Origin of the sequence: Pseudomonas sp. S3E12 (assembly GCF_001702295.1) — a bacterium.
GTDB classification, from domain to species: domain Bacteria; phylum Pseudomonadota; class Gammaproteobacteria; order Pseudomonadales; family Pseudomonadaceae; genus Aquipseudomonas; species Aquipseudomonas marginalis.
Genome location: NZ_MBDT01000016.1, coordinates 12,962 through 33,920 on the forward strand (window position 1 = coordinate 12,962; position 20,959 = coordinate 33,920).

The following is a 20,959-nucleotide window of genomic DNA, read 5'->3' on the forward strand; positions in this document are numbered from 1 at the left end:
GTGCAGCTTGCCGTGCCGGGCCGAAGGTTTCAGAAATCGACCGTGGTCGACAGTAGAAGGGTGCGTGGCGAGCCTTGAGAGAACGCACCGTAGGAGGCGACGCCCGACCAATATTCACGGTCGAACACGTTCTGTACCGTGGCGCGGAAGGTCGTCGGCCGCTGGGCGATGCGCGTGCTGTAGCGCACGCCCATGTCGAAGCGGGTCCAGGGGTCCAACTGCTGGGTGTTGGCCTGGTTCACATATTGGCTGCCGGTGTACAACGCCCCGCTGGTTAGCGTCAGCCCCTCGACCCAGGGTACGTCCCACTCGGCCCAGAGGTTGGCTTGCACCTTCGGCACCCCCACCGGGGTATTGCCCCGGTTGGCCGCAACCGCGCTTTTGGTCAGTTGCGCATCCAGCAGCGTCACCCCGCCGAGCAGGCGTATGCCTTGGCCGGCCTCACCGGATACGTTGAGTTCGAGACCCCGGTTGCGCTGTTCGCCTTGTACCGCAAAGGTGGTGCCTGACAGCTCGCCACTGGGTTTGGTGATCTGGAACAGCGCGAGTGTGGACATGACCGTGCCGTAGTCGAGCTTGACCCCGACCTCATGCTGGCGTGAAACGTAGGGGGCAAAGATCTGGCCCGCGTTCGAGGCCGTGGCGGGGGCGATATCGCCTTTGCTCAAGCCTTCCAGGTAGTTGTAGTAAAACGACACATGCTCCCAGGGCCGGACAACTGCGCCGAACAGCGGCGTGGTCTTGCCGTCGTCGTAAGCCGTGGTCACCGCGCCTGCCGCGTTGTAGTTGTTGGAGCGGATGGTCTGTTTGCGCAGGCCGACCGTCACCTGCAGGCGTTGATCGAGCATCGACAAGGTGTCGGCAACCGCGACGCCGGACAATTCGGTCGCCGAGACTTTCGGCGTGGCCGGCGTGGCAATGTCGGCCTCGGGTCGTGAGACAGGGTGGTAAATGTTCGACAGGATCGGCGGGCCGGAAATAATGCCGCGCGACAACTCATCGCGATAGCGCGTGACTTGCAGCGTGGTGCTGTGGCTGATCGGCCCGGTGTCGAAACGCAGTCGGGCACCGCTGTCGACCGTGTAGCGCCGTACTTTAAATTTGTAATAGCCGGGGATCGACGAGGTGTCGCCGGCGGTGTTGATGATGGTCGGGGTCTGGTCGGAAAGGCGTGCCACGTTCGACTTCCCACCGCCGGCATGGGCAAACAGGGTCAGTGCGTCGCTCACGTCATACTCGCCACCCAGCAATGCCGACTCGTCGCGGGTCTTGGACCAGCCCCACGCCTGGCTGACGTTGGTACGCCCGTTGGCGGCGTGGGGAATCGGCACGCCGGGCGCGATCAGGAAGGGCCGTGACGCCGCGTCGAATTGCTCTTGCTGGTTGATCAGGTCCAGGCTGGTGCGCAGGCGATCGCCCTGGTAATCCAGGGCGATGGCACTGACCCCGACATCCCGCGATTGCTTGTCGATGACAGTGTCACCCTGCTGCACGCGGCCGTTGACGCGCATGCCGAATCGCCGGTCCTCGCCAAACCGCCGACTCAGATCGATATGGGTGCCCAGTTGCAGGTCCTGGGCATAGGAGGCCGTGACGCGGGTCAGGTCCTCGTCCAGGGCGCGCTTGGGGACCACGTTGATCACGCCACCGACGGCGCTGTTGGGTGACATGCCGTAGAGGAGGGCGCCAGGGCCTTTGACCACTTCGATGCGTTCGGCGTAGTCGGTGAATACCCGGTAATTGGAGGCCACGCCGTACACACCGTCGAACGCCAGTTCCCCGAGGTTGCCTTCGCCCACTGGAAAACCACGGATAAAGAATGAATCGACAATACCCCCCGTCTGGCCGGTGGAGCGGACCGAAGAGTCGCGCTCCAGCACGTCGCCCACGGTGGTCGCCTGCTGGTCTTTGATCAATGACGCGGTATAGGTGCTGATGCTGAACGGCGCGTCCATCACATCCGTATTGCCGAGCAGGCCGAGACGCCCGCCCTCGGCCACCTGGCCGCCCGGGTACACCGGGGGCAGGCTATCGGTGTGTTTTTGCGCCGCCTCCACCGTGGTCGCCGACAGCGTCAGCCGGCGCAGTACCAGGGTGTAGCTGCCATCGCTGCGCAACACCATCTCCAGGCCGCTGCCTTCGAGCAAACGCGTGACGGCTTCCTGCGTGGAGTAGGTGCCGTTCAGTTCGGGGCTGATCAGGCCCTCCGTGATCGAAGGCTGGAACGACAGGGCAATACCGGCGTCCACGGCAAAGCTCGAGAGCGTCGCGCCGAGCGGGCCGGGGGCGATGTGGTAGGCCTGCACAGCGACCGAATCCAATTGGGCCGGTGCCTCCGCCAATGCCAACGGGCACATGGCACCGGCCAGCAGCAGGCTGAGCACGACGCCGTGCACCATCGGTTTGAGCGGACGAGCCGGACGCAGGGGCCGTGCTACGAGCATGAAAGGATGACCCATGGACGAGAGGAAAAGGCTGTTCCTGTCTTTGCCAGTCGAGATCGAAAAAAGTATCACCCCGGCCGCCGTTTATTTTTGCGTGGGATCAGGCGGGCGACAGGGTGACCCAGTAACCGCGCAAATGACTGTTCGCCAGCACGGGATAAGTGTGCACCAGCATGCTCAAGGTGCGATCGGTATCACTGATCGGAAAGGCTCCGGAAATGCGCAAATCGGCGATGGCCGGATCACAGCGCAGGAAGCCTCGGCGGTAGCGCGTCAGTTCCGCGACGAAATCCGCCAGGCGCATCTTGTCGGCCATCAACATGCCTTGGGTCCATGAGCCGATGTAGCGATCGGTCGGCGCCAGGTCACCAAAGGTCTGTGAGGAGAAGTCGGTGCGCTGTCCGGCGTTGACGATCAGCGGCGGGGTCTGGCGGTTATCGGCCAATATCACCCTCACCGCGCCGTCGATGACCGCAAGATGGGTGCGAGGGCTGACTTCACGCACGGTAAACCGTGTGCCCAGCGCCTGCATGCTTCCCTGGCGGGTGCTGATCAGGAACGGCCGGGGCAGGGGGGCGGTGTCCACGGCGGTCTGCACCAGGATTTCGCCTTCGCGCAGGTGAATAAGCCGTTGGCGGTCGTCGAATACGACGTCGATGGCGGTAGCGGTGTTCAGGGTGATGCGCGAGCCATCGGCCAGGGTCAGTTCGCGGCGCTGGCCAACGTCGGTGCGGTAGTCCGCTGACCATTGCTGCGATTGCGCCAGCTTCCAGCTCCCCCAACCCGCGGGCGCCAGCGCCAGCAGGATCGCCAGCTTGCCCAGTGCTGCACGACGTTCAGGGCTGTCTGGCCGGTCCAGCGCCGACATCGCCAGGGCGGGCGGCAGGCCGCCGAACTTGCTCTGCAGCAATTGCGCACGGGACCAGGCGCGATCCCGCTCCGGGCTGCTGACCTTCCAGCGCTCCCATTCGGCGCGCTCGTGCTCGCTCAGTTCGCGTTCGCTCAAGCGCATCAGCCACTCGGCGGCTTCTTCGAGTACCTGCGGGTCCAGCGGCGGCTCCTTGCGCAGACCGAGCATTCACTCCACCAGCATCAGGCACTGTACGAAGGCCTGTTTCATGTAGCGCTTGACGGTGATCAGCGATACACCCAGCTGCTCGGCGATGTCGTCGTACTTGAGGCCGTTGATCTGCGACAGCAGGAAGGCGCGCTTGACCAGGGGCGCCAGGGTATCGAGCATGGCGTCGATTTCGTGCAGGGTTTCCAGCACCATGAAGTGCGCCTCGGGCGACGGTGCTTCGTGGGTGGGCACGTTCGCCAGTGCATCCAGGTAGGCGCGTTCCAGTGCCTTGCGCTGATACCAATTGACCAGGATGCCCTTGGCCACGCAGCTCAGGTACGCCCGTGGCTGGTCAATCACCGTGACCTGTGAGGCCAGGATCCGAGTGAAGGTGTCCTGGGCCAGATCCGCCGCATCCATGGCGTTACCCAGTTTTCTCTTCAGCGTGGCATACAGCCAGCCGTGATGCCCGCTGTACAGGGCCTCGATGGCGCGCAGGTGATTGAGGTGATTCGCGGAAGAGGTTTCGCTCATGGCGGCCGATTTGTTTGTAATTGAGAAGTATTCCCAATGCTAGTTGACAAACCAGCTTGAGCGCAAGCGCCATCGTGTCCCTTGATCAGGCGTGTGACAGGCGTATCAAGGCGTCAATCAGCGAATCGATTTCAGCTTCGGTGTTGTAAGCGTGAACCGATGCACGGCTGACCTCAAGCAAGCCCCTATGCTGCATGTCGAGCAGGGTCGAGCCTGCTGTCGAAGTGCTCACGTTGATGCGTTTGGGTTGCGCTGCGAGCCACTGCTGCACCTGTGGGGCGTTGTGGTGGCGATGACTGAAGGTGACGATACCGGACTTTACAGGGCCCAGGTCCTGCGAGGTGATACCCGCCACGTCGGTCAGTCGATGGCGTAAGTAACCCGCCAGGTGCTGGATGCGCTGCCATATCGGTTCGATACCCTGCGCCAACGCATACTCCGCTGCGGCCCCCAGGCCCAGCTTGGCCGCAACATTGCATTCCCAATTTTCAAAACGTCGCGCATCCGCACGAATTTCAAAGCTGTCTGCCGTGAGCAAGGACGCCGCATGCAGGTCCAGGAAAACCGGCTCCAGGCGTTGGCACAGGGATTGTTCTACGTACAGGAACCCCACGCCCCTCGGCCCGCGCAGGTATTTTCGACTGGTGGCGGCGAGCATATGGCAGCCGATCTTTTGCACATCGATCGGCACCTGGCCCACTCCCTGGCAAGCGTCCAGCAGGAACAACACACCCGCCGCCCGGGCGAGGGCACCGATCTGCTCGACGGGTTGCACAGGCCCGCCGTTGGTGGCGATCATTGGCAGCGATACCAGGGCGACGCGCTCGTCTTCCAGCATGGCCGCCAAGGCTGCAAGGCACACCTGGCCGTGTCCATCGTTGGGGATGATCCGGATCTCGATCCCGCGCTGCTGCCTCAATTGCAGGTATGGGATGTAGTTGCCGGCGTATTCGGTCATGGAGGTCAGCACGGCGTCGCCGGGCTTGAGCGCCAGTGAATAGAAGGCCATGTCCCAGGCTCGGGTGGCGTTTTCGACCACTGCGATTTCAGTGGGGTGCGCATTGATCAGGCGCCCGATGGCGGTGTAGACATTGTCCAGTTCAGGCGCGCATCGGGCGGCCGCTTCATACCCGCCGAGGCGGGCCTCCTGTTGCAGGTGCCCGGTCATGACCTGGACCACCGGCTCAGGCATCAGCGCCGCACCGGCATTATTGAAATGGATCAGATGCTCGACACCCGGTGTATCGGCACGCAGTTGTTCAATGTTCAAACCCTTACTCCTTGTTCAGTCGCTGCCTGCAACGCCATTGGAAGGCGCGGACACCGACCAGTACCGCAGCGCGACCATGGGAATCAGCGCCACTGCATAGGCCAGGCACACGAAAAGATAGGTGTATTGCAGGCCGTAGACCTGGCTCAGCAAGCCACCGATGGAGATGCCGGCAATCGAGGCGAACTGCGCAGTGCTTTGGGCAATACCCAGTACGTAGCCTTGTCGCGAGCTGTCGGCGGTTTTCGAGACCAGCGCCATCAGCACGGGGGTGGTCGCCCCCAGCAGCACCCCCCAAATGAAGTAGGCGACGATAAATACCACGGGGCTGCGCGTTACGCCCGCCACGGCGGTCAGGGCGATGCAGCCCATGACGACATATGTGATGCGTTGCAGGGTTTCTGCCTGGGAACGATGCTCGAAGTAGCGCGACCATGCCGTTGCCGACAGGATGAAGCCCAGCGCCAGCAACCCGTAGCACAAGCCGACGACGGAGTTGTTGACCTCGAACGTCGAGCTCACGTACAGCGAGAACGAGGTCTGCGGCAGCATGCGCGCGAGCAGCAGGATGCCCATGACGCACAGCAGCGACAGCAGGGGAGAGCTGCGCCATACGCTGTCGGTGCCGGCGACCGGCGTGCGGGTGGTTGCCGTCGGTTTTTTTGGTACGGGAGGCACATCCGGCAAGGTCACGGCGGCGATGACGGTACAGAGTGCACAGAGCACCGAGGCGACGATGTTGATCCAGAAAAACGTCGCGTAATCGAGGATCAAGCCGCCTACGACCGCACCGAGCAGTGAGCCGACATTGGTCGATATCTGCAGGATCGCGAATAACCGCGCCCGCCGCGACGGCGCTTCGATACTGACCCCGTAAGCCTGCGCCGGGGCTATATAGCCGGCAAAGGCGCCCTGCAGAAAACGCAGGACCAGGATGACCCAGATGTCACTGAAAAAGGCCAGCCCGAGCTGGGTCAGGGACAACCCCGCGAGTGCGCGGATCATCATCAGTTTGTGGCCGTAGCGATCGCCGATACGGCCCCAGAATGCACTGGTCAGCATGATGCCCAGCATCGGCCCGACGTACACGGCGATACTGGCGAAGCTGAATACCGACTCCGAGGACGCCAGCCCGCGCAGGTGCACGGGCCAGAACGGCCCGCTCATTTCCATCGCGCCCATGGAGACCAGCTGGATCGCGAACAGAAGATAAATGAGGATTCTTACACGCGAACCCTGGATGGCACCTGCTTGGGACATGAGACGGCCTCGGTGATTAAACGGCAGCTAGCGGGTTGGTCAGGGTGTGCTGCAAACGGTAGTTGGAATACTGCATCAAATGCATACGCAGTAACGAACGGGTAGGCCATGGATCCTCGACAAAGGCCTGGCGCTCGACCTCCCACACCTGCGGCGAGACCCGCTCGCGTACGGCAGCAAAGGCGTTTTCGGTTTCCTCGCGCAATATTGCCCACAAGCGTGTGTTGTCCATGCCGTACTCCTTGGTCAGCCACAGGGCCATTTCATGCAAGTGGGTGAGGAACGCGGCGTCCAGTACAAACATGCGCACCGGCTCGATATCGCCGCTAAATACCGTAGGCAGAATGCCAGGCTGCACATGCGGCTGTAACGTATAACCGCGTTCTTCCAGCAGGGGGGCGTAGGTTCTGCCATCGCCAAAATCGCGGATCAGCAGGCTGCGCGGCACGCCATCGGGTGAGAACAGCACCATGGTGTTCTGCTGGTGCGCTTCGAGCCCGATCCCGTACAGCAGATAGATTGCCACCACGGGGTGGGTGACGACCTTGGCATAGTGGCGAAACCACTGTTCTACGCTGGCGGCGTCGGCACGCACCCCGTCGCGTTCGATCAGGTCGGTAAACAGCGGCCGACCGCTGCCCGGTAAACGGGTGAACAACGAAGCCACCGTGATCGGCAGACGCTCATCGCTGCGTTCGAACGCTTGCCGGCTGGCACGAAACACCACGGACAGGTGTTTTCCCGGTACGTCGTCCTGGGTGATTGCGTGGCGATAGCGCACGCCGATTTCTTCCGGGAAAATTTCCAGTTGCTGGTCGAAACCGTTTTCGGCTTCCAGGATTTGCGTAATCACCGTGCTGATGCGCGGCCCCATATGGATCGACTTGGCTTGCAGGCTGCGCAACTCGCTGGTCATCCACAACGCGATGGGCAATTTGATCAGCGGTGCAGCGTGGTCCAGGACCGGCATCATCGTGCGGTATGACATGGTCGGCAGCGTCTGAATATCCGGCCCCTCAGTGATCAGCAGGCCTTCTTCGATTTCCGCAGCAAACGTCTTGAGCACATAGGCCTGCAAGTGCCAGGCATGAATCGGCAGAGGCAGCCATTGCGTTTCATCCAGGCCTTTGGCGTTGAGCGCCGCTTTCCATTGCTCCCAGTGTGCCGGGAAATTGCTGGCGAACCAGGCGGGGTAGTTGGTCACGTGAGGCATGCTTTCGCTTTTGGCCATGTCAGCACGCAAGGCGGCTATCCGCAGGGGCACCTGGGCGTTGAATTCCGGAGACAGTTGCTCGACCTCAGCGTCATTCAGCCCGGGGCGGGCTTTCCAGGTCGGGTAGTAGGGGTGGCCTTCCAGCGAGCCCCACTGATCCAGCAAGATCGCGGCGTCCTTGGTGCTCGCATGCCGACGCAGGTAATCGGTGAGGCTGCTGAGGCCCTGGCGTTGAGCGGCCTGCGCCAGGCGCGCGTTCCAGTGTTGGCGAAACTGACGGGCGTGGGCGTCGTTCAGCAGGCTGTTTTCCATATCCGACTTGAGACCGGCCACACCTTCGTCGCTGGGCTCGAAGTCGAAACTGTCGCGCAGTACATCCAGCAGGTCCTGATGGCGGGTGATCACCTGGCGCACGCCTTCGGCCGTCAGCAGCACCACGTCGCCGTCATTGACCAGCGTGTCGGCCGGGCCCAGCGCAATCTCGGAGAAAAACAGCTGCGCGCCTTTCTGCTTGAGCGGGTAGGTGGCCTGCTGGCCGTCGTGGGTAAACGCCAGCGCCGAACGATCCAGGATATTTTCCGCAAACAAGCAACGAATCAGCCGGCGCAGGGCGTTCTTGCGGGAGTAGGCGATCAAGGTGTTGAGGTCATCCATATCAGCTCTCTGCTCGTTGAATCATTCATTAAAAGGGTTATGCCGTGCGAGGCCATTGGCTCGGGAAGTAATCCAGCGCCGAGTCGCGCAGGCCTTGCATGTAGGCAACGCTCCAGTGCAGGACTTCTTCGATATAGGGCACTTTCAGTTCAAAACGCCTGGCCATTTCCACCAGCAGCACCAGGCCATAGGCGACGTCTTCGTTAAACGCACGGCTCTCACGCTCGATCACATATCCGGCGCGGTTATCACCGGCTGGCACCATGGGCGCGAGGATGTCGTTGTAGGCCTGGTTGGTGCGCAGAATGGACAACATGCTGCTCTGGTCGCGAATCTGATCGCCGTACGCCTCGACGATTTCCTGTTTCAAGGATTTGACGGACGACAGGTCGACGCCCATGCGCGCACTGATGACCGCGCACAGTTCCTGGCTCTCCTGATCCATGCGTTCCAGGAAGTAGGCGCCCAGTTCGGGGCACTCCGTCCACCAGCACAGGCGCTGGGGAAAGATCTTGCGGTGCCATTGCCCGTAGGGGCCGATCAACCCGTAGATCACCGAGCTGTGCATGATCGGGTTACCGGGCGTCAGGGTGATCTCCAGGTAGTGATCGAGCAGCGTGACGCAAGGGCCGTAGAGGCGTGTGAGGATGTCGTGCAACTGCTGGCGCGACGCCTGGGATTCTCGGGCATGGGTCGCGACATATAACTGGCTTTTGCCGCCGCCCATTTTTATCGACCGACCGGGGGTGAGGTCGAAGGCGGTATGAGGTACGTCCTTCATGCCCCAGATCACCAGGTTCGGGTGGTTTGCCAGTGTGGCCTCGGCCAGCCAGTCGAATCCGCAGAAGCCCGGAATCGCACCGATGTACACCGGTTTGCTCGTGCTCAAATGCGGCGCGATGGCCTGCAAGGTTTTGGCGCGGGCATGGGCTGGCACCGTGATGATGACGATGTCGGCGTCTTCGACGGCGGGCCTGGCCTCGGCGGTCACCCGATCCAGCCGGGCGTTCAATGTGGAGCCGTCCGGCAGCAGGGCCTGGAGCGGCACTTGCCGCGTGTGGTGGTCGACGACTTCCAGGTTGCTGGTCAGCAGCGAAACCTGGACGTCAGGCAGTTGCTTGAACAGGATGGCGTTGAGATGACCTGTTCGGCCACCGCCGCAAATGGCGACTTTCAGCGGTTTCATTCAGAGGCGCTCCTTGGTCGAAAGAGGGTCATGCGACGCTCAGTTGCAGCGGGGCGGAGCTGGACTCCTGCCAGTGGTTCTTGCCCAGCCAGGCATCCAGCTGCGACGCGACGCCGGGGTCGAGCAAGTCGCGTTCCTCCAGCCACTTATCATCGAAGACCGTGTGCAGGTATTTTTCGCCGCCATCGGCAATCGGCACCACTACATTGCCGCTCAGTACACCTTTGTGAATCAGCTCCAGGGCCTTGAAAATTGCGCCACCGGTCGAGCCGCCTACCAGCAGGGCGAGGTGGCGGGCGATATAGCGCGAGGTCTCGAAGGCTTGTGAGTCGGTGACCTGCACGCCCAGGTCGATGCAGCTGTAATCGAGCACCAGCCCCACTGTGTCCCCGGCAGGCGTGCCGGTACCGGACTGATAGTATGGATAGCCGGGATGCCCGAAAACGATGGAACCCGCGGGCTCCACCGCCACGGTCACAATGTCGGGGTTGTGCTGTTTAAGGCCTCGGGCAATCCCGGTCATCGACCCGCCGGTACCGACGCAACCGACATACGCGCCGATCACACCTTCGGCCTGAACGATGGTTTCCCGCACAAAGTCGCTGTAGCCGCCGGCGTTGGCCGCGTTGTCGGACTGGTTCATGAACACGGCCCCCGGGATCTGCTCGGCGAGTTCGGCCGCCAGGCGCTGGCGCTCTACCACCGCGACTTCATCTTCACGATAAGTTCCCGCGACAAACCGAATATCGGCGCCCAGTGCCTTCATCACCGCGATCTTGTCCTGCGCCGCGTGATGGTCGACCACGGCGATAAATTGCAGGCCGAATTCGACGGCGGCCATGGCCAGGCCGATGCCGGTATTGCCCGACGACGACTCAACCACCACGCCTCCTGGTTTCAAGCGTCCGGACTTGAGCGCGGCGAGTACCATGTTGCGCGCCATGCGGTCTTTGATACTGCCGCCGGGATTGTTTTTCTCTATCTTTAATAACAGCCGGGCATCAGTGCCCGGAATATAAATACCCAACATAGGCGTATTGCCGATCAGCTCGGAAACTTTAGTCAGTATCATATGAAGTACTTCCTTTAGTCGTCAGGTGAAAACGCGTAGTTACCGTACGTGCAACAGGTCGCCACCATTCGCCGGGGCAGGGGGTGACGATGGAACTCGTTCTCCAATAAGTCCATTTGATAGCCGGCGGTGTTGGCATAAATTAATAAGTCGCCGGCCTTGGGGGAAGTCGTAAAGTTGATCAGGCGGTGGGTGATGACGTCATCATCCAGGCAACTATGTCCGGCAATATAGGCTTGCATCGGTGTGGCGGATGTTGGCGCTGCGCTGATTAAAATCGGGTCGACCAGATATTCCGACGCGAACCATGTTTCGCAGGCACTGAAGCTGCTGCCTTCAACAAATAACACCGTTTTGTTATTGGCCAGTTTTTTGCTGCGTGTAATGCGAAATACCGAAATTGCGGCTTGGTCCACCAGACTTCGGCCCGGCTCCAATGCCAGGGTGATGCTGTTGGCCTTCAAGTACTGGGCAATGTTTTGCCGCGGCGAGAAGGCACTTTCCAGAAACAACGTCAACCATTGGCTCGCCGTCAAGTTGCTGCCGTAAGGGTAATAAGACTTGGGCACTGACTGGTTGTAATAGTGATTGGGTGTATTGTCGTTTTTTAGAAAGCGCTCGTAGGCGTGTGGCTCGACATAGCGGATGGGCAAACCTCCGCCGATATCGATCATGGTCGGCGCCAACCCCATCGTCCGAGCAACATCGACGAAATCGGTCACTTCACGAAAGGCCTGTGCTCGAGATTCGAACCCATAGCCACCGAGGTGGAAATGGAAACCCTCGAAGTCAAAAAATGCCCTGAGTCCGGTCAGTAAGTGCAAGCACACCAGCAGGTCTGCGGCCCCCATTCCGAAGCGGCTGGTCCCACAGGCTTTAGGCCTGTAACGCAGTAAAACCCTGGCTTTTATGGCCTCGCTGCTGGCTTCGACCAGTGTTTTCAAATGGTCGAACTCTTCCAGCGAATCCACGCAGATCAGTGCACCGGCATGGACCAGCGCCCGATGAAAATCCTCGGTTTTCGCCGGGCCGGTGGCACACAACTGAGCGGCCGGCACACCGGCGCGCAGTGCTGCTTGCATCTCGTAAATACTGGAAACGTCGACGCCGATACCGGACGCCTTCGCTGCGCCGAGTAAACATTGTGACTTGTTGGCTTTGGCGCCATAGAAGATCGCATGTCGGACTTCATGCTGTTCCAGCACGGATTGCAATGCGCCGGTGTTCAGTGCAAAGGCGTGTGGCCATACAAGATTCAGGGGGGAGCCATGTTGCGCAACGAGTTCAAGCAGTTTGTCGGGTTGGTTATGTAACAGCTGTGCGATGCATGCGTCCAATAATGGATTAAGCATTTTCGAAAGATGAACTTCTGTACACGCTTCATTGAGGCGCGTTATTGCAATAGACATAACTATCCCCTGGCGCTTATAGCGTCGTCATTCATATTTAAATCTCTGGAAGAGATCGATGAATGTGGTCTTGTCGTTCGTCGTGTTTTTAACGCTTATGCGTTTGGCGGTGGATGCCACACGAATCCTGCAGGCGAAACTGTGGCTTTGATGGTAATAATCGGTTCATAAAACAATTGCATAAGAACCCCATTCCATAAGGTTTATACGAGTGTAGCGATCGGCCACTAACTGCCGTTTTTCTTAATCTGACTCACCGCTGAGTGATGGTTAAATGATGTCGCGAGGCCATACTTTCGGTGAGCGTTAAGACTTGCCTAGGGTCATGAAAAGTTTCTCTTGGCGGCGTGAACAATATTGCTACCGAGAACGATTATCAAGTAAGGTTTTCAAATATTTCTAATTGATCCCGGCCGAACAGCGTTGCGCGAACGTGTATTTGCACGCTCTTGCGGGCGTTCGTCCCAAGTTTGAAAGCGTTGTTAATTCATTGATCAATAAGGGGTTAAACGTTGATCGGCGAGGGCGCTGACAGAGGCGCAATTCAGCCGCACCGAGGCCCCTGAAAATTTTGCAAAAACCACGACTGATGCACGCCAAGGAGAACTGCTATGAACACTGATCGTCCGATCACGACTGCCCTGCTTCCCATCAGCTACCTGTTCGTTCCGGGGAACCGTCCGGAGCGCTTTGCCAAAGCGGCTGAGGCCGGAGCGGATGCAATCATCCTGGACCTTGAGGATGCGGTTCATCCCGATAGCAAAGCCGCTGCTCGAGCTGCCATCTGGGCGTGGCAGGAGAGTGCGCCAAGTGTGGCGTGCCAGCGGTTTATCCGGCTCAACAGCGTCGGCAGCGCGTTGTTCCGCCAGGACCTGACGTGGTTGGGCGACATGCGTTACCCCGAGCGTTGCACCGGGGTATTCCTGCCCAAGGCCGAGGCGCCGCAAGCGTTGGCGCGGGTGGTCGAGCAGTTGCTGGCGTGGCAACCCCAATTGCACATTGTCGCGATCATCGAGACGGCCAGAGGCTTGCAGCAGGTGGAGGCGATTGCTGCGGTTCCCGGCCTGGCACGCCTGGCCTTTGGCTCGCTGGATTTTTCCCTGGATATCAATTGCGGCCAGGTGCCTGAGGCGTTTGTGTACGCACGCAACCGCATCGTGCTGGCCTCTCGCACTGCGGGTTTGCCGGCACCGATCGACGGAGTCACGCCGGCGATCAACGACCTGGCGGTGGTCGCCCAGGACTCGCTCTACGCTCGCTCCCTCGGGTTCGGGGCCAAGCTGTGCATCCATCCCGCGCAGCTGGCGACGGTGCAGCGCGCATTTCTACCCGATGCGCAGCAATTGGCCTGGGCCGGTCGGGTGATGAGTGCCGTGGCCGGGGGCAGCCATGCGGTGCAAGTTGACGGCGAAATGGTCGACCTGCCGCTGATCGAACAGGCGCAACGCCTGTTGGACATGGCCCGCCGACACGCAGCGGTCGCCAAGACCGGAGCTTGCTGAGCATGCTGCCAGGACAGGAAGGGGCTATTGAGCAGACCTATCAGATTGCGCTGCGACCGGTGTGCGAAGTGCTGCAATCGGAACAGGTGGACCCGGCGAATGTGCAGTGGCTATGCGACTCGATTATCCGCGCAGGGCATTGGCTGGAACCGATCATTGTCGAGCGCTCGCAAGGCATCGTGATGGACGGTAACCATCGCCTGAATGCAGCGTTGCAGTTGGGTCTGTGTCGGGTGCCGTGCATCCAGCTCGACTACGCGGACCCACGGGTGTGCGTACGGCACTGGCACACGGGGCACGCGTTCGAGGTCGCGCGGATTTTCAACACCATCGCTCGCGGCGAGATCTTTCCGTACAAGACCACACGGCATGTGTTTGATCCGGCGCTACCGGTCATCGCGATCCCGCTGGACCGCCTGTACGAATGAGTCGTGTAAAAAAATCAAGTGAGTGGGTGATACTTTTTCGCACGTCGACTGGCATTAGGAGTGATTCCCATTTTCTCTCGTTGAAAGGATCCTCTCGTCATGCCTGTTGCCAGTCGGCCTTGCGGTGAACGCGCGTTAACCCTCGCTATTCGAACCGCCCTGTTGAATTTCGTCATGGTCGCAGCGGGCGCCAACGCCTGGGCTGAGACACCAACGCCTGCCGCCACGGATGACAGCACGCCCAGCCTGACCCTCGACACCACCACGATCGACGGCCGCTACAACGGCCCGACGGCGTTGCCCGAGGTGCTTGCCGGTGGGCAGGTGGCGCGCGGCGCGCGGCTGGGCATGATGGGCAACAAAGACGTGATGGACACGCCGTTCAGCGTCACCAGCTACACCGCCAAAACCCTCGCCGACCTGCAAACCGTCACCGTTGCCGATGCCTTGGAACGCGACCCGTCGGTGCGCTCGACCGGCCAGACCGGCGGTATCGTCGATTCGTTTTTCATTCGCGGTTTTGCCATCGGCGAAGGCAACCTGGGTGAGCTGGCCTACGACGGCGTGTATGGCGTGGCCCCCAATTACCGGGCGTTTACCGAGTACGCCGAGCGTGTCGAAGTGCTCAAGGGGCCGGGTGCCTTGATGTATGGCATCTCGCCCAACAGTGGCGTGGGTGGGGTCATCAACATTGTTCCCAAACGGCCGCTGGAGGAAGACCTGACCCGGTTTACCGGCAGCTACGCGTCAGACTCCCAGGCGGGCGGGCACCTGGATATCAGTCGGCGTTTTGGTGAGGAAAACCAGTTCGGCGTGCGCTTTAACGGCAGCCTGCAGGGCGGCGACACGGCGGTGAACGACCAGCATCGCGACGTAGGGATCGGTGCGATTGCCCTGGATTATCGTGGCGAGCGGCTGCGCCTGAACCTGGACTACATCAGCCAGAAAGAAAGCTTCGACGGTGCCTCACGCCCGTTCACCATCGCGCCGGGCGTTGACGTGCCATCCGCCCCCAATGGCCGCACCAGCCTGCCGCAAAAGTGGGGTTGGTCGGATACCAAGGAACAGTCCGCGTTGCTCGGCGGTGAATATGATCTGAGCGACAATCTCACCGTGTTCGCCCATGCAGGGGGCGGCAGGTCGGATGTGAAACGCATGTCCGACCAGGTGCCGCGCATCCTCAATGACGCGGGTGACACCAGCAACGTCCCGGGCTATTACAAGTTCAACGTCGACCGTTCTACCGCCGATGTGGGGATGCGCGGGCTCTTCGCCACCGGGCCGGTAACCCATACCACCACGCTGATGGCGACCCGTTACCAGGATGAGCTGTCGCGGGGCATCAACAACGGCACCACAATCCTCTCCAATATCTACCACCCGGTGGACACGCCCAAGCAATACATCAACACGCCCAAGGTGCTGCGAATCTCCGAGTCGGAGCTGTCCGGCGTGGCGTTGACCGACACCTTGGGGATGCTGGATGACCGTCTCCAACTGAGCCTGGGCGTACGCCGGCAGTTTATCGAGTCGCGTAACTACAATGCCGCCGGCTCCGTCAGCTCGCGTTACAGCGCCAACGCCACCACGCCGTTGCTGGGGGTGGTGGTCAAGCCCTGGGAGGACGTCTCCCTCTACTACAACTACGTCGAAGGGCTGAGCAAAGGCGATGCGGCACCGGGCACGGCGAGCAACGCCGGGGAAACCTTTGCGCCGTATGAGTCCAAGCAGCACGAACTGGGGGTGAAGTATGAACACGGCACCTTCATGACCACACTGGCGCTGTTCCAGATCGAGAAACCTGCCGGCGAACTGGGCGCCAATGGCGTGTATTCGGTGCAGGCCGAACAGCGCAACCGTGGCCTGGAACTCAGCGTGTTCGGCGAAGTGGCCACCGGCACCCGTTTGATGGGGGGCGTGACCTTCCTCGATGGCGAGCTGACCCAGTCGGCGACAGCCGCTAACCAGGGCAACAAGCCGGTCGGCGTGCCCGATATCCAGGCCAACCTGTGGGCGGAATACGACACCCCCTGGCTGGAAGGTTTCACCCTCACGGGTGGTGCGATCTACACCGACAGCCAATACGTCAACCAGGCCAACACCCAGGAACTCGACGCCTGGACCCGCATTGACGCCGGTGCGCGTTACGCCACCAAGATAGAAGGGCGGCCGACGACATTCCGCGCCACGGTGCAGAACGTGTTCGACCGTGAGTACTGGTCCGGCGTGGCCTCCTATGGTGCGTTTTCCCCGGGGTATCCGCGTACCTTGCAACTATCGGCGACCGTCGATTTTTGACGGGCGCCGGTATGGAGCAATCATGCACCAGCAATAACCTTCAGCCTTGCTGGTCGCCTGATCGTCATCCCGTTAGGCCAACGCGTCGCGCTCGGCGAAGATGCTTGCCATTTGCGCCGCGTTCTCGGTTCCCCAGGTGCACAGCGGGATGATCGCATCAGCCAGACTACGGCCGAGCGGGGTCAGCGTGTAGTCCACGCGCGGGGGGACTTCCTTGTAGTCGTTGCGTGCAAGCACCTGATCGGCTTCCAGATCCTTCAGCTGCTGGATCAGCACCTTATCGCTGACGCCAGGGATCAAACGCTTGAGTTCGCCATAGCGTTTCGGCCCGCCGCGCAGGAAAAACAGGACCAGCGGTTTCCACTTGCCCGAGATGATGCGTAGCGTGGCGTTGAGCCCGCAACCGGTGTCGCAGATTTCAGATGTCGTCTTCATTTTTTGATACTTACCAAAAGGTGCATACTTGTCCTTAGGTTATCAGCGCTGCATCCTTGTCTCAAGCAAGCAATTTCCTGCTTGGGTACAACGCCAACCAAGGATGCACGTCATGACCAGATTGAATGGAAAGACCGCCGTGATCACCGGCGGCGCTACCGGTATCGGCCTCGCCGCAGCGAAGCGCTTCATCGAGGAAGGCGCTTTCGTCTTCATCTTCGGCCGCCGCCAGGAAGCGCTCGACGCGGCCATCGCCGAGCTTGGGCCCAATGCCCGTGCGGTGAAGGGCTCGGTCTCTGATCAGTCCGACCTGGACCGGCTCTACGCGGCGGTGAAGGCCGAGCGCGGAACCCTCGACATCGTCTTCGCCAATGCCGGCGCGGGAAGCCCGCTTGCGCTCGGAAAGATCACCGTCGAGCACATTGACGAAACCTTCGAGACCAACGTGAAGGGCTTGATCTTCACGGTCCAGAAGGCGCTGCCGCTGATGGGGCAGGGCGGTTCGATCATCCTGACCGGCTCGAGCGCCGGCACCACGGGCGCCCCGGCATTCAGCGTCTACAGCGCAAGCAAGGCGGCCGTGCGCAACCTCGCGCGGACTTGGGCACAGGACCTGAAGGGCAGCGGTATCCGGGTCAACGTGTTGTCGCCCGGGCCGACGGCGACCGAACTCGCGAAGGCGGCGCTAGGCGAGGAGGGCATGAAGGTCTTCGCCTCGATGAATCCGCTCCAGCGCATGGCCGATCCGGCGGAGATCGGAGCGGCAGCCGCGTTTCTCGCCTCCCAGGACAGCAGCTTCATGACCGCCAGTGAGGTCGCCGTCGACGGCGGTCTGGCACAAATCTGATTCGCTACGCCCGAGCGGTCACTCCATTCCCTCTTCGGAGCCCGCACGGCGTGGCAAACCAAAGGAGATTTTTATGAGCTACGCAATTATCGGCTTCGGCAAACTGGGCCAGGCGCTTGCCAAGGCGTTTGCCCGCAAAGGCATCGAAGTATCCGTTGCAACCACGCGCGATCCGCAACGTTTTGCAGCCGATGCGGCCGCGATTGGCCCCGGGATTATTGCAAAAACACTGGCGCAAGCCCTCGAGGCGGACATTGTCTTTTTGGCTGTCCGTTATGAGTCGCACCGGGAAGTCGCGAAGGCGCTGCAGAACTGGGAAGGCAAGACCGTCATCGATGTGACCAATGCCTACGGCGTGCCCCCTGAGGAACTCGGCGGACAGCCATCCTCCAGGGTTGTCGCGCAGGCCTTTACGGGTGCAAGACTGGTCAAAGGCTTCAACCATTTGGTCGCTGCCGTTTTAGACCAGGACCCGGCCGTACAGGGTGGCAGGAGAGTGGTGTTCCTGGCGAGCGACGATGACGGCGCCGCAGCGGAGATTGGTGCGCTCGCGGAAAATCTCGGTTTCTCGCCGATCAAACTGGGCGGGCTTTCGGAAGGTGGAATGCTTGTGCAGGCGCGCGGAAATAGCTGGGGTCAGCTGATCTTCAAGGACTTGGTCAAGTTCGATTGATGGCGCTTATACGTTTGGACAAGTGCCAACTGCGCCCTCACAAGGCGCGTTTGTCGCCTGATTTATCTCCCGCTCTCAGGAAAGATGCACCCGCCGTTGCGGACCAGTGCTTTCACTTCCTCGCTCACCTGCATCGGGTTTTGAGTTAATCGAGCAACAAACTCCTCGCGGCGCCGCACGTATGACTTCGAATCATGCTTTGCGCTCCAGAGCACGATGTTGATCACTATTGGAATGAGGTCCAGGCCCTTCTCGGTCAACGTGTAAAAGTCCTTGCGCCTGTCGTCGGGGCTGGGCGCCTTCGAGAGAACGCCTTGCTCCTCCAGAAAGGCAAGTCGGGAAGCAAGCACATTGGTCGCAATTCCTTCTTCCGATTTCAGGAAATCCCCATACGTCTTCTTCCCGACAAAAACGATGTCGCGAATGATCAGGAGCGACCACCGGTCGCCGAAAATCTCCACGCCGTAGTTCACCGCGCAATGGGACCGAAAGTCTTCTTTAAGAGTCGTTTTCATGGCTGGATATTAGCATCACTTGCATGTCGCAAGTAAAATTCGCCTGATCACTTGCTTTTTGCAAGTGAAAAGACCAGCATGGATCCTACGTTGAGTGAGTTCACCGGATCGCACCAGCGCGTCTCGTATCACTCTGCTCAGAAGGGCCAATAACATGCTCGTTTTTGTCACTGGCGGCACCGGCCACGTCGGTTCGTACGTCATCCCCGACCTCATCGCAGCCGGCCATGAGGTCGTCGCTCTGGCAAGGTCAGACGCGTCCGCAGCAACGGCGTCCGCGCTCGGCGCCAGGGTGCGTCGTGGAGATCTTGCCGACCTCGAAGGGCTCAAGGCGGCGGCGGTCGAGTCCGACGGCGTCATCCACCTCGGATACAGGGCCGAACTGCTTCCGTCCGGCGGAATCGCCGCCTTAGTCGAATCTGAGCTCGCGACCGTCCTCGCGTTCGGCGAAGCGCTGGCGGGCACGGATAAGCCACTCGTCGTTGCAGGCAGTATCGGCACGCCCATGAACGCGGGCAGGGCGGCGTCTATCGGCGCACCGGTCAGCCTGGGCCGCCCGGCGACCGAGGATGATCCCGCTCTGCCTAACGGCCCGAACGATTCAGGCACTCTGTTGGCACGCAATGTCGTGGAAACCGCCGTCGTGGGCCTCGCCGAGCGGGGTGTCAGGTCGTCGGTCGTGCGGATTCCCACTCTCTTGCACAGTGCAACCGGTCGGCTGCAGCTGATCATGCTCGCGAAAACAAAGGGGTTTGTCGGCTATCCGGGAGACGGCAGGAACCGGTGGCCCGCCGTGCACGTCCGCGATCTTGCCTCCCTGTTTCGCCTGGCACTCGAGAAGGGAGCCGCAGGCAAAACCTGGCACGCGATCGGCGACGAGGGCATCCCGTTCCGCAAGATCGCCGAGGCCATAGCCGCTCGCCTGGAAATACCCGCCGTGAGCATCCCCGCGGACGAGTTGATGCTGCCGGGCTACTTTGGGTTCCTGGCGGCAGTAGCCGCTCTGGACCTGCCTGCGTCGAGTGCCATCACCCGCCAGGCTCTTGGCTGGAATCCCGTTCAGCCCGGTCTGATCGAAGGCCTCGACAACGGCCATTATTTCCCGCCGACGGACTTGAGCTGACGGCGGGGCGCTGGATCGTTAATGCACCTGGCACAGTCCGCCAGCACCTTTTCCGCACCCCATCACCCAAGAGGAACACGCATATGCATGTTTTTGTTACCGGCGGCACCGGCCATTCCGGTCCGTACATCATCTCTGAGCTTATCGCCGCCGGCCATGAGGTCACTGCCCTGGCTCGGTCTGACACGGCCGCGGCGCAGGCTGCTGCGCTCGGCGCCAAGGTACGTCGTGGCAATCTCGAGGATCTCGACGGGCTAAAGGAAGCGGCCGCAGCCTCGGACGGCGTCATTCACCTCGCGCATCGGCAGGACCTGATTCCAACCGGAGGGATCAACGCTGTTGCGGCCGCGGAGCTTGAGATCATGCTCGCCTATGGCGAAGCACTGTCCGGGAGCGCAAAGCCGTTGGTCGTGTCTGGAAGCGTTGGCTCGCCAGGGTGGGAAGGCTTGGGCCGGCCGGCCACCGAGGAGGATCCGCCCCTTCCAGGCGGCGATCCGTACAAGAATACCCTGCGAGTTCGGAACATCGTGGAAACCACGGTGATCGGTCTTGCGGAAAAGGGCATACGGTCTTCTATCGTGCGGATCCCCGAGATCATGCACAGCTCCACCGATAACACCGGCTTCCTACCGTTGTTGATCGGGCTGGCCAAGGAAAAGGGGGTTGTCGGCTACCCCGGAGAAGGTACCAACCGTTGGGGGGCCGTGCATGCCCGTGACCTCGCCGCCGTGTTTCGCCTGGCGCTGGAAAAAGGTGCGGCGGGCAGAAGCTGGCATGCAATCGCCGACGTGGCTATCCCGTACCGCCAGATCGCCGAAGCCATTGCCAGCCGGTTGAATCTGCCGGCGGTGTCTATTCCCGCGGACGTGCTGATGCTGCCCGGCTACTTCGGGTTCCTTGCAAATCTGGTCACGCTGGACACTCCGACATCGAACGCCATCACGCGCCGGTTGCTTGGCTGGGAACCGACCCAGCCCGGACTCTTCGCCGATCTTGATGGCGGTCACTACTTCCCGGCCGACTGATGAAGTGACGG

General features: G+C 61.0%; 18 protein-coding genes. 7 read left to right on the forward strand and 11 right to left on the reverse strand.

Annotated elements, in window-relative coordinates; translation table 11 throughout:
• Positions 1-29 precede the first annotated feature (29 nt).
• The 9 genes from BB029_RS13640 to BB029_RS13680 form a co-directional block, all read right to left on the reverse strand.
• On the reverse strand, positions 30-2,444 hold the full coding sequence (locus tag BB029_RS13640) for a TonB-dependent receptor (RefSeq protein WP_065939570.1): 2,415 nt from the start codon (positions 2,442-2,444) through the stop codon (positions 30-32).
• A 100-nt stretch (positions 2,445-2,544) separates the two neighbouring features.
• Entirely contained in the window at positions 2,545-3,522 is a 978-nt protein-coding gene (locus tag BB029_RS13645) for a FecR domain-containing protein (RefSeq protein ID WP_065939571.1), read from the reverse strand.
• A complete protein-coding gene (locus BB029_RS13650; RefSeq protein WP_027603406.1) occupies positions 3,523-4,038 on the reverse strand; it encodes a sigma-70 family RNA polymerase sigma factor in 516 nt (171 codons plus the stop codon).
• Positions 4,039-4,123: 85 nt separating this feature from the next.
• A complete protein-coding gene (locus BB029_RS13655) occupies positions 4,124-5,308 on the reverse strand; it encodes an aminotransferase class V-fold PLP-dependent enzyme (RefSeq protein WP_065939572.1) in 1,185 nt (394 codons plus the stop codon).
• A 15-nt stretch (positions 5,309-5,323) separates the two neighbouring features.
• On the reverse strand, positions 5,324-6,568 hold the full coding sequence (locus tag BB029_RS13660) for an MFS transporter (RefSeq protein ID WP_065939573.1): 1,245 nt from the start codon (positions 6,566-6,568) through the stop codon (positions 5,324-5,326).
• Positions 6,569-6,584: 16 nt separating this feature from the next.
• Entirely contained in the window at positions 6,585-8,435 is a 1,851-nt protein-coding gene (locus BB029_RS13665) for an IucA/IucC family siderophore biosynthesis protein (protein ID WP_065939574.1), read from the reverse strand.
• A gap of 37 nt (positions 8,436-8,472) precedes the next feature.
• Positions 8,473-9,621 carry an NAD/NADP-dependent octopine/nopaline dehydrogenase family protein gene (locus BB029_RS13670; protein WP_065939575.1) on the reverse strand — a complete coding sequence of 383 codons (1,149 nt, stop codon included), beginning with the start codon at positions 9,619-9,621 and terminating at the stop codon, positions 8,473-8,475.
• Positions 9,622-9,649: 28 nt separating this feature from the next.
• Positions 9,650-10,693, reverse strand: coding sequence for a PLP-dependent cysteine synthase family protein (locus tag BB029_RS13675; RefSeq protein WP_065939576.1), 1,044 nt, complete (start codon positions 10,691-10,693; stop codon positions 9,650-9,652).
• 14 nt (positions 10,694-10,707) lie between these two features.
• Positions 10,708-12,102, reverse strand: coding sequence for a Y4yA family PLP-dependent enzyme (locus BB029_RS13680; protein ID WP_065939577.1), 1,395 nt, complete (start codon positions 12,100-12,102; stop codon positions 10,708-10,710).
• A gap of 611 nt (positions 12,103-12,713) precedes the next feature.
• Here BB029_RS13680 and BB029_RS13685 point away from each other — a divergent pair.
• From BB029_RS13685 to BB029_RS13695, 3 genes are all read left to right on the forward strand, one after another.
• Positions 12,714-13,604 carry a CoA ester lyase gene (locus BB029_RS13685; protein ID WP_065939578.1) on the forward strand — a complete coding sequence of 297 codons (891 nt, stop codon included), beginning with the start codon at positions 12,714-12,716 and terminating at the stop codon, positions 13,602-13,604.
• Positions 13,605-13,606: 2 nt separating this feature from the next.
• Positions 13,607-14,032, forward strand: coding sequence for a ParB N-terminal domain-containing protein (locus tag BB029_RS13690; RefSeq protein ID WP_065939579.1), 426 nt, complete (start codon positions 13,607-13,609; stop codon positions 14,030-14,032).
• A 99-nt stretch (positions 14,033-14,131) separates the two neighbouring features.
• Positions 14,132-16,330, forward strand: a complete 2,199-nt coding sequence (locus BB029_RS13695) for a TonB-dependent siderophore receptor (RefSeq protein ID WP_065939580.1) — start codon at positions 14,132-14,134, stop codon at positions 16,328-16,330.
• A 72-nt stretch (positions 16,331-16,402) separates the two neighbouring features.
• On the opposite strand, the gene BB029_RS13700 is transcribed toward BB029_RS13695, so the two are convergent.
• Positions 16,403-16,765: a helix-turn-helix domain-containing protein gene (locus BB029_RS13700; RefSeq protein ID WP_065939581.1), complete on the reverse strand. Its 363-nt coding sequence runs from the start codon at positions 16,763-16,765 to the stop codon at positions 16,403-16,405.
• Positions 16,766-16,877: 112 nt separating this feature from the next.
• Here BB029_RS13700 and BB029_RS13705 point away from each other — a divergent pair, with 112 nt between their 5' ends.
• Together BB029_RS13705 and BB029_RS13710 are read left to right on the forward strand one after the other, a co-directional pair.
• A complete protein-coding gene (locus tag BB029_RS13705; protein ID WP_065939582.1) occupies positions 16,878-17,612 on the forward strand; it encodes an SDR family NAD(P)-dependent oxidoreductase in 735 nt (244 codons plus the stop codon).
• Between the two features lie 73 nt (positions 17,613-17,685).
• Positions 17,686-18,285 (forward strand): NADPH-dependent F420 reductase, encoded by a 600-nt coding sequence (locus tag BB029_RS13710; protein ID WP_065939583.1) that lies wholly within the window; start codon positions 17,686-17,688, stop codon positions 18,283-18,285.
• A gap of 62 nt (positions 18,286-18,347) precedes the next feature.
• Here BB029_RS13710 and BB029_RS13715 read toward each other — a convergent pair whose 3' ends face one another.
• Entirely contained in the window at positions 18,348-18,800 is a 453-nt protein-coding gene (locus BB029_RS13715; protein ID WP_065939584.1) for a helix-turn-helix domain-containing protein, read from the reverse strand.
• A 154-nt stretch (positions 18,801-18,954) separates the two neighbouring features.
• On the opposite strand from BB029_RS13715, the gene BB029_RS13720 reads away from it, so the two are divergent.
• Both BB029_RS13720 and BB029_RS13725 read left to right on the forward strand, forming a co-directional pair.
• Positions 18,955-19,923 carry an SDR family oxidoreductase gene (locus BB029_RS13720; protein ID WP_065939585.1) on the forward strand — a complete coding sequence of 323 codons (969 nt, stop codon included), beginning with the start codon at positions 18,955-18,957 and terminating at the stop codon, positions 19,921-19,923.
• Between the two features lie 83 nt (positions 19,924-20,006).
• Positions 20,007-20,948, forward strand: coding sequence for an SDR family oxidoreductase (locus BB029_RS13725; RefSeq protein ID WP_065939586.1), 942 nt, complete (start codon positions 20,007-20,009; stop codon positions 20,946-20,948).
• Positions 20,949-20,959: the final 11 nt, after the last annotated feature.

Bases quoted from the DNA above. Each gene is read 5' to 3' on its own strand.
- BB029_RS13640 (WP_065939570.1), bottom strand. From the start codon at position 2,444: ATGCTCGTAGCACGGCCCCTGCGTCCGGCTCGTCCGCTCAAACCGATG.
- BB029_RS13645 (WP_065939571.1), bottom strand. From the start codon at position 3,522: ATGCTCGGTCTGCGCAAGGAGCCGCCGCTGGACCCGCAGGTACTCGAA.
- BB029_RS13650 (WP_027603406.1), bottom strand. From the start codon at position 4,038: ATGAGCGAAACCTCTTCCGCGAATCACCTCAATCACCTGCGCGCCATC.
- BB029_RS13660 (WP_065939573.1), bottom strand. From the start codon at position 6,568: ATGTCCCAAGCAGGTGCCATCCAGGGTTCGCGTGTAAGAATCCTCATT.
- BB029_RS13665 (WP_065939574.1), bottom strand. From the start codon at position 8,435: ATGGATGACCTCAACACCTTGATCGCCTACTCCCGCAAGAACGCCCTG.
- BB029_RS13670 (WP_065939575.1), bottom strand. From the start codon at position 9,621: ATGAAACCGCTGAAAGTCGCCATTTGCGGCGGTGGCCGAACAGGTCAT.
- BB029_RS13675 (WP_065939576.1), bottom strand. From the start codon at position 10,693: ATGATACTGACTAAAGTTTCCGAGCTGATCGGCAATACGCCTATGTTG.
- BB029_RS13680 (WP_065939577.1), bottom strand. From the start codon at position 12,102: ATGTCTATTGCAATAACGCGCCTCAATGAAGCGTGTACAGAAGTTCAT.
- BB029_RS13685 (WP_065939578.1), top strand. From the start codon at position 12,714: ATGAACACTGATCGTCCGATCACGACTGCCCTGCTTCCCATCAGCTAC.
- BB029_RS13690 (WP_065939579.1), top strand. From the start codon at position 13,607: ATGCTGCCAGGACAGGAAGGGGCTATTGAGCAGACCTATCAGATTGCG.
- BB029_RS13695 (WP_065939580.1), top strand. From the start codon at position 14,132: ATGCCTGTTGCCAGTCGGCCTTGCGGTGAACGCGCGTTAACCCTCGCT.
- BB029_RS13700 (WP_065939581.1), bottom strand. From the start codon at position 16,765: ATGAAGACGACATCTGAAATCTGCGACACCGGTTGCGGGCTCAACGCC.
- BB029_RS13705 (WP_065939582.1), top strand. From the start codon at position 16,878: ATGACCAGATTGAATGGAAAGACCGCCGTGATCACCGGCGGCGCTACC.
- BB029_RS13710 (WP_065939583.1), top strand. From the start codon at position 17,686: ATGAGCTACGCAATTATCGGCTTCGGCAAACTGGGCCAGGCGCTTGCC.
- BB029_RS13715 (WP_065939584.1), bottom strand. From the start codon at position 18,800: ATGAAAACGACTCTTAAAGAAGACTTTCGGTCCCATTGCGCGGTGAAC.
- BB029_RS13720 (WP_065939585.1), top strand. From the start codon at position 18,955: ATGCTCGTTTTTGTCACTGGCGGCACCGGCCACGTCGGTTCGTACGTC.
- BB029_RS13725 (WP_065939586.1), top strand. From the start codon at position 20,007: ATGCATGTTTTTGTTACCGGCGGCACCGGCCATTCCGGTCCGTACATC.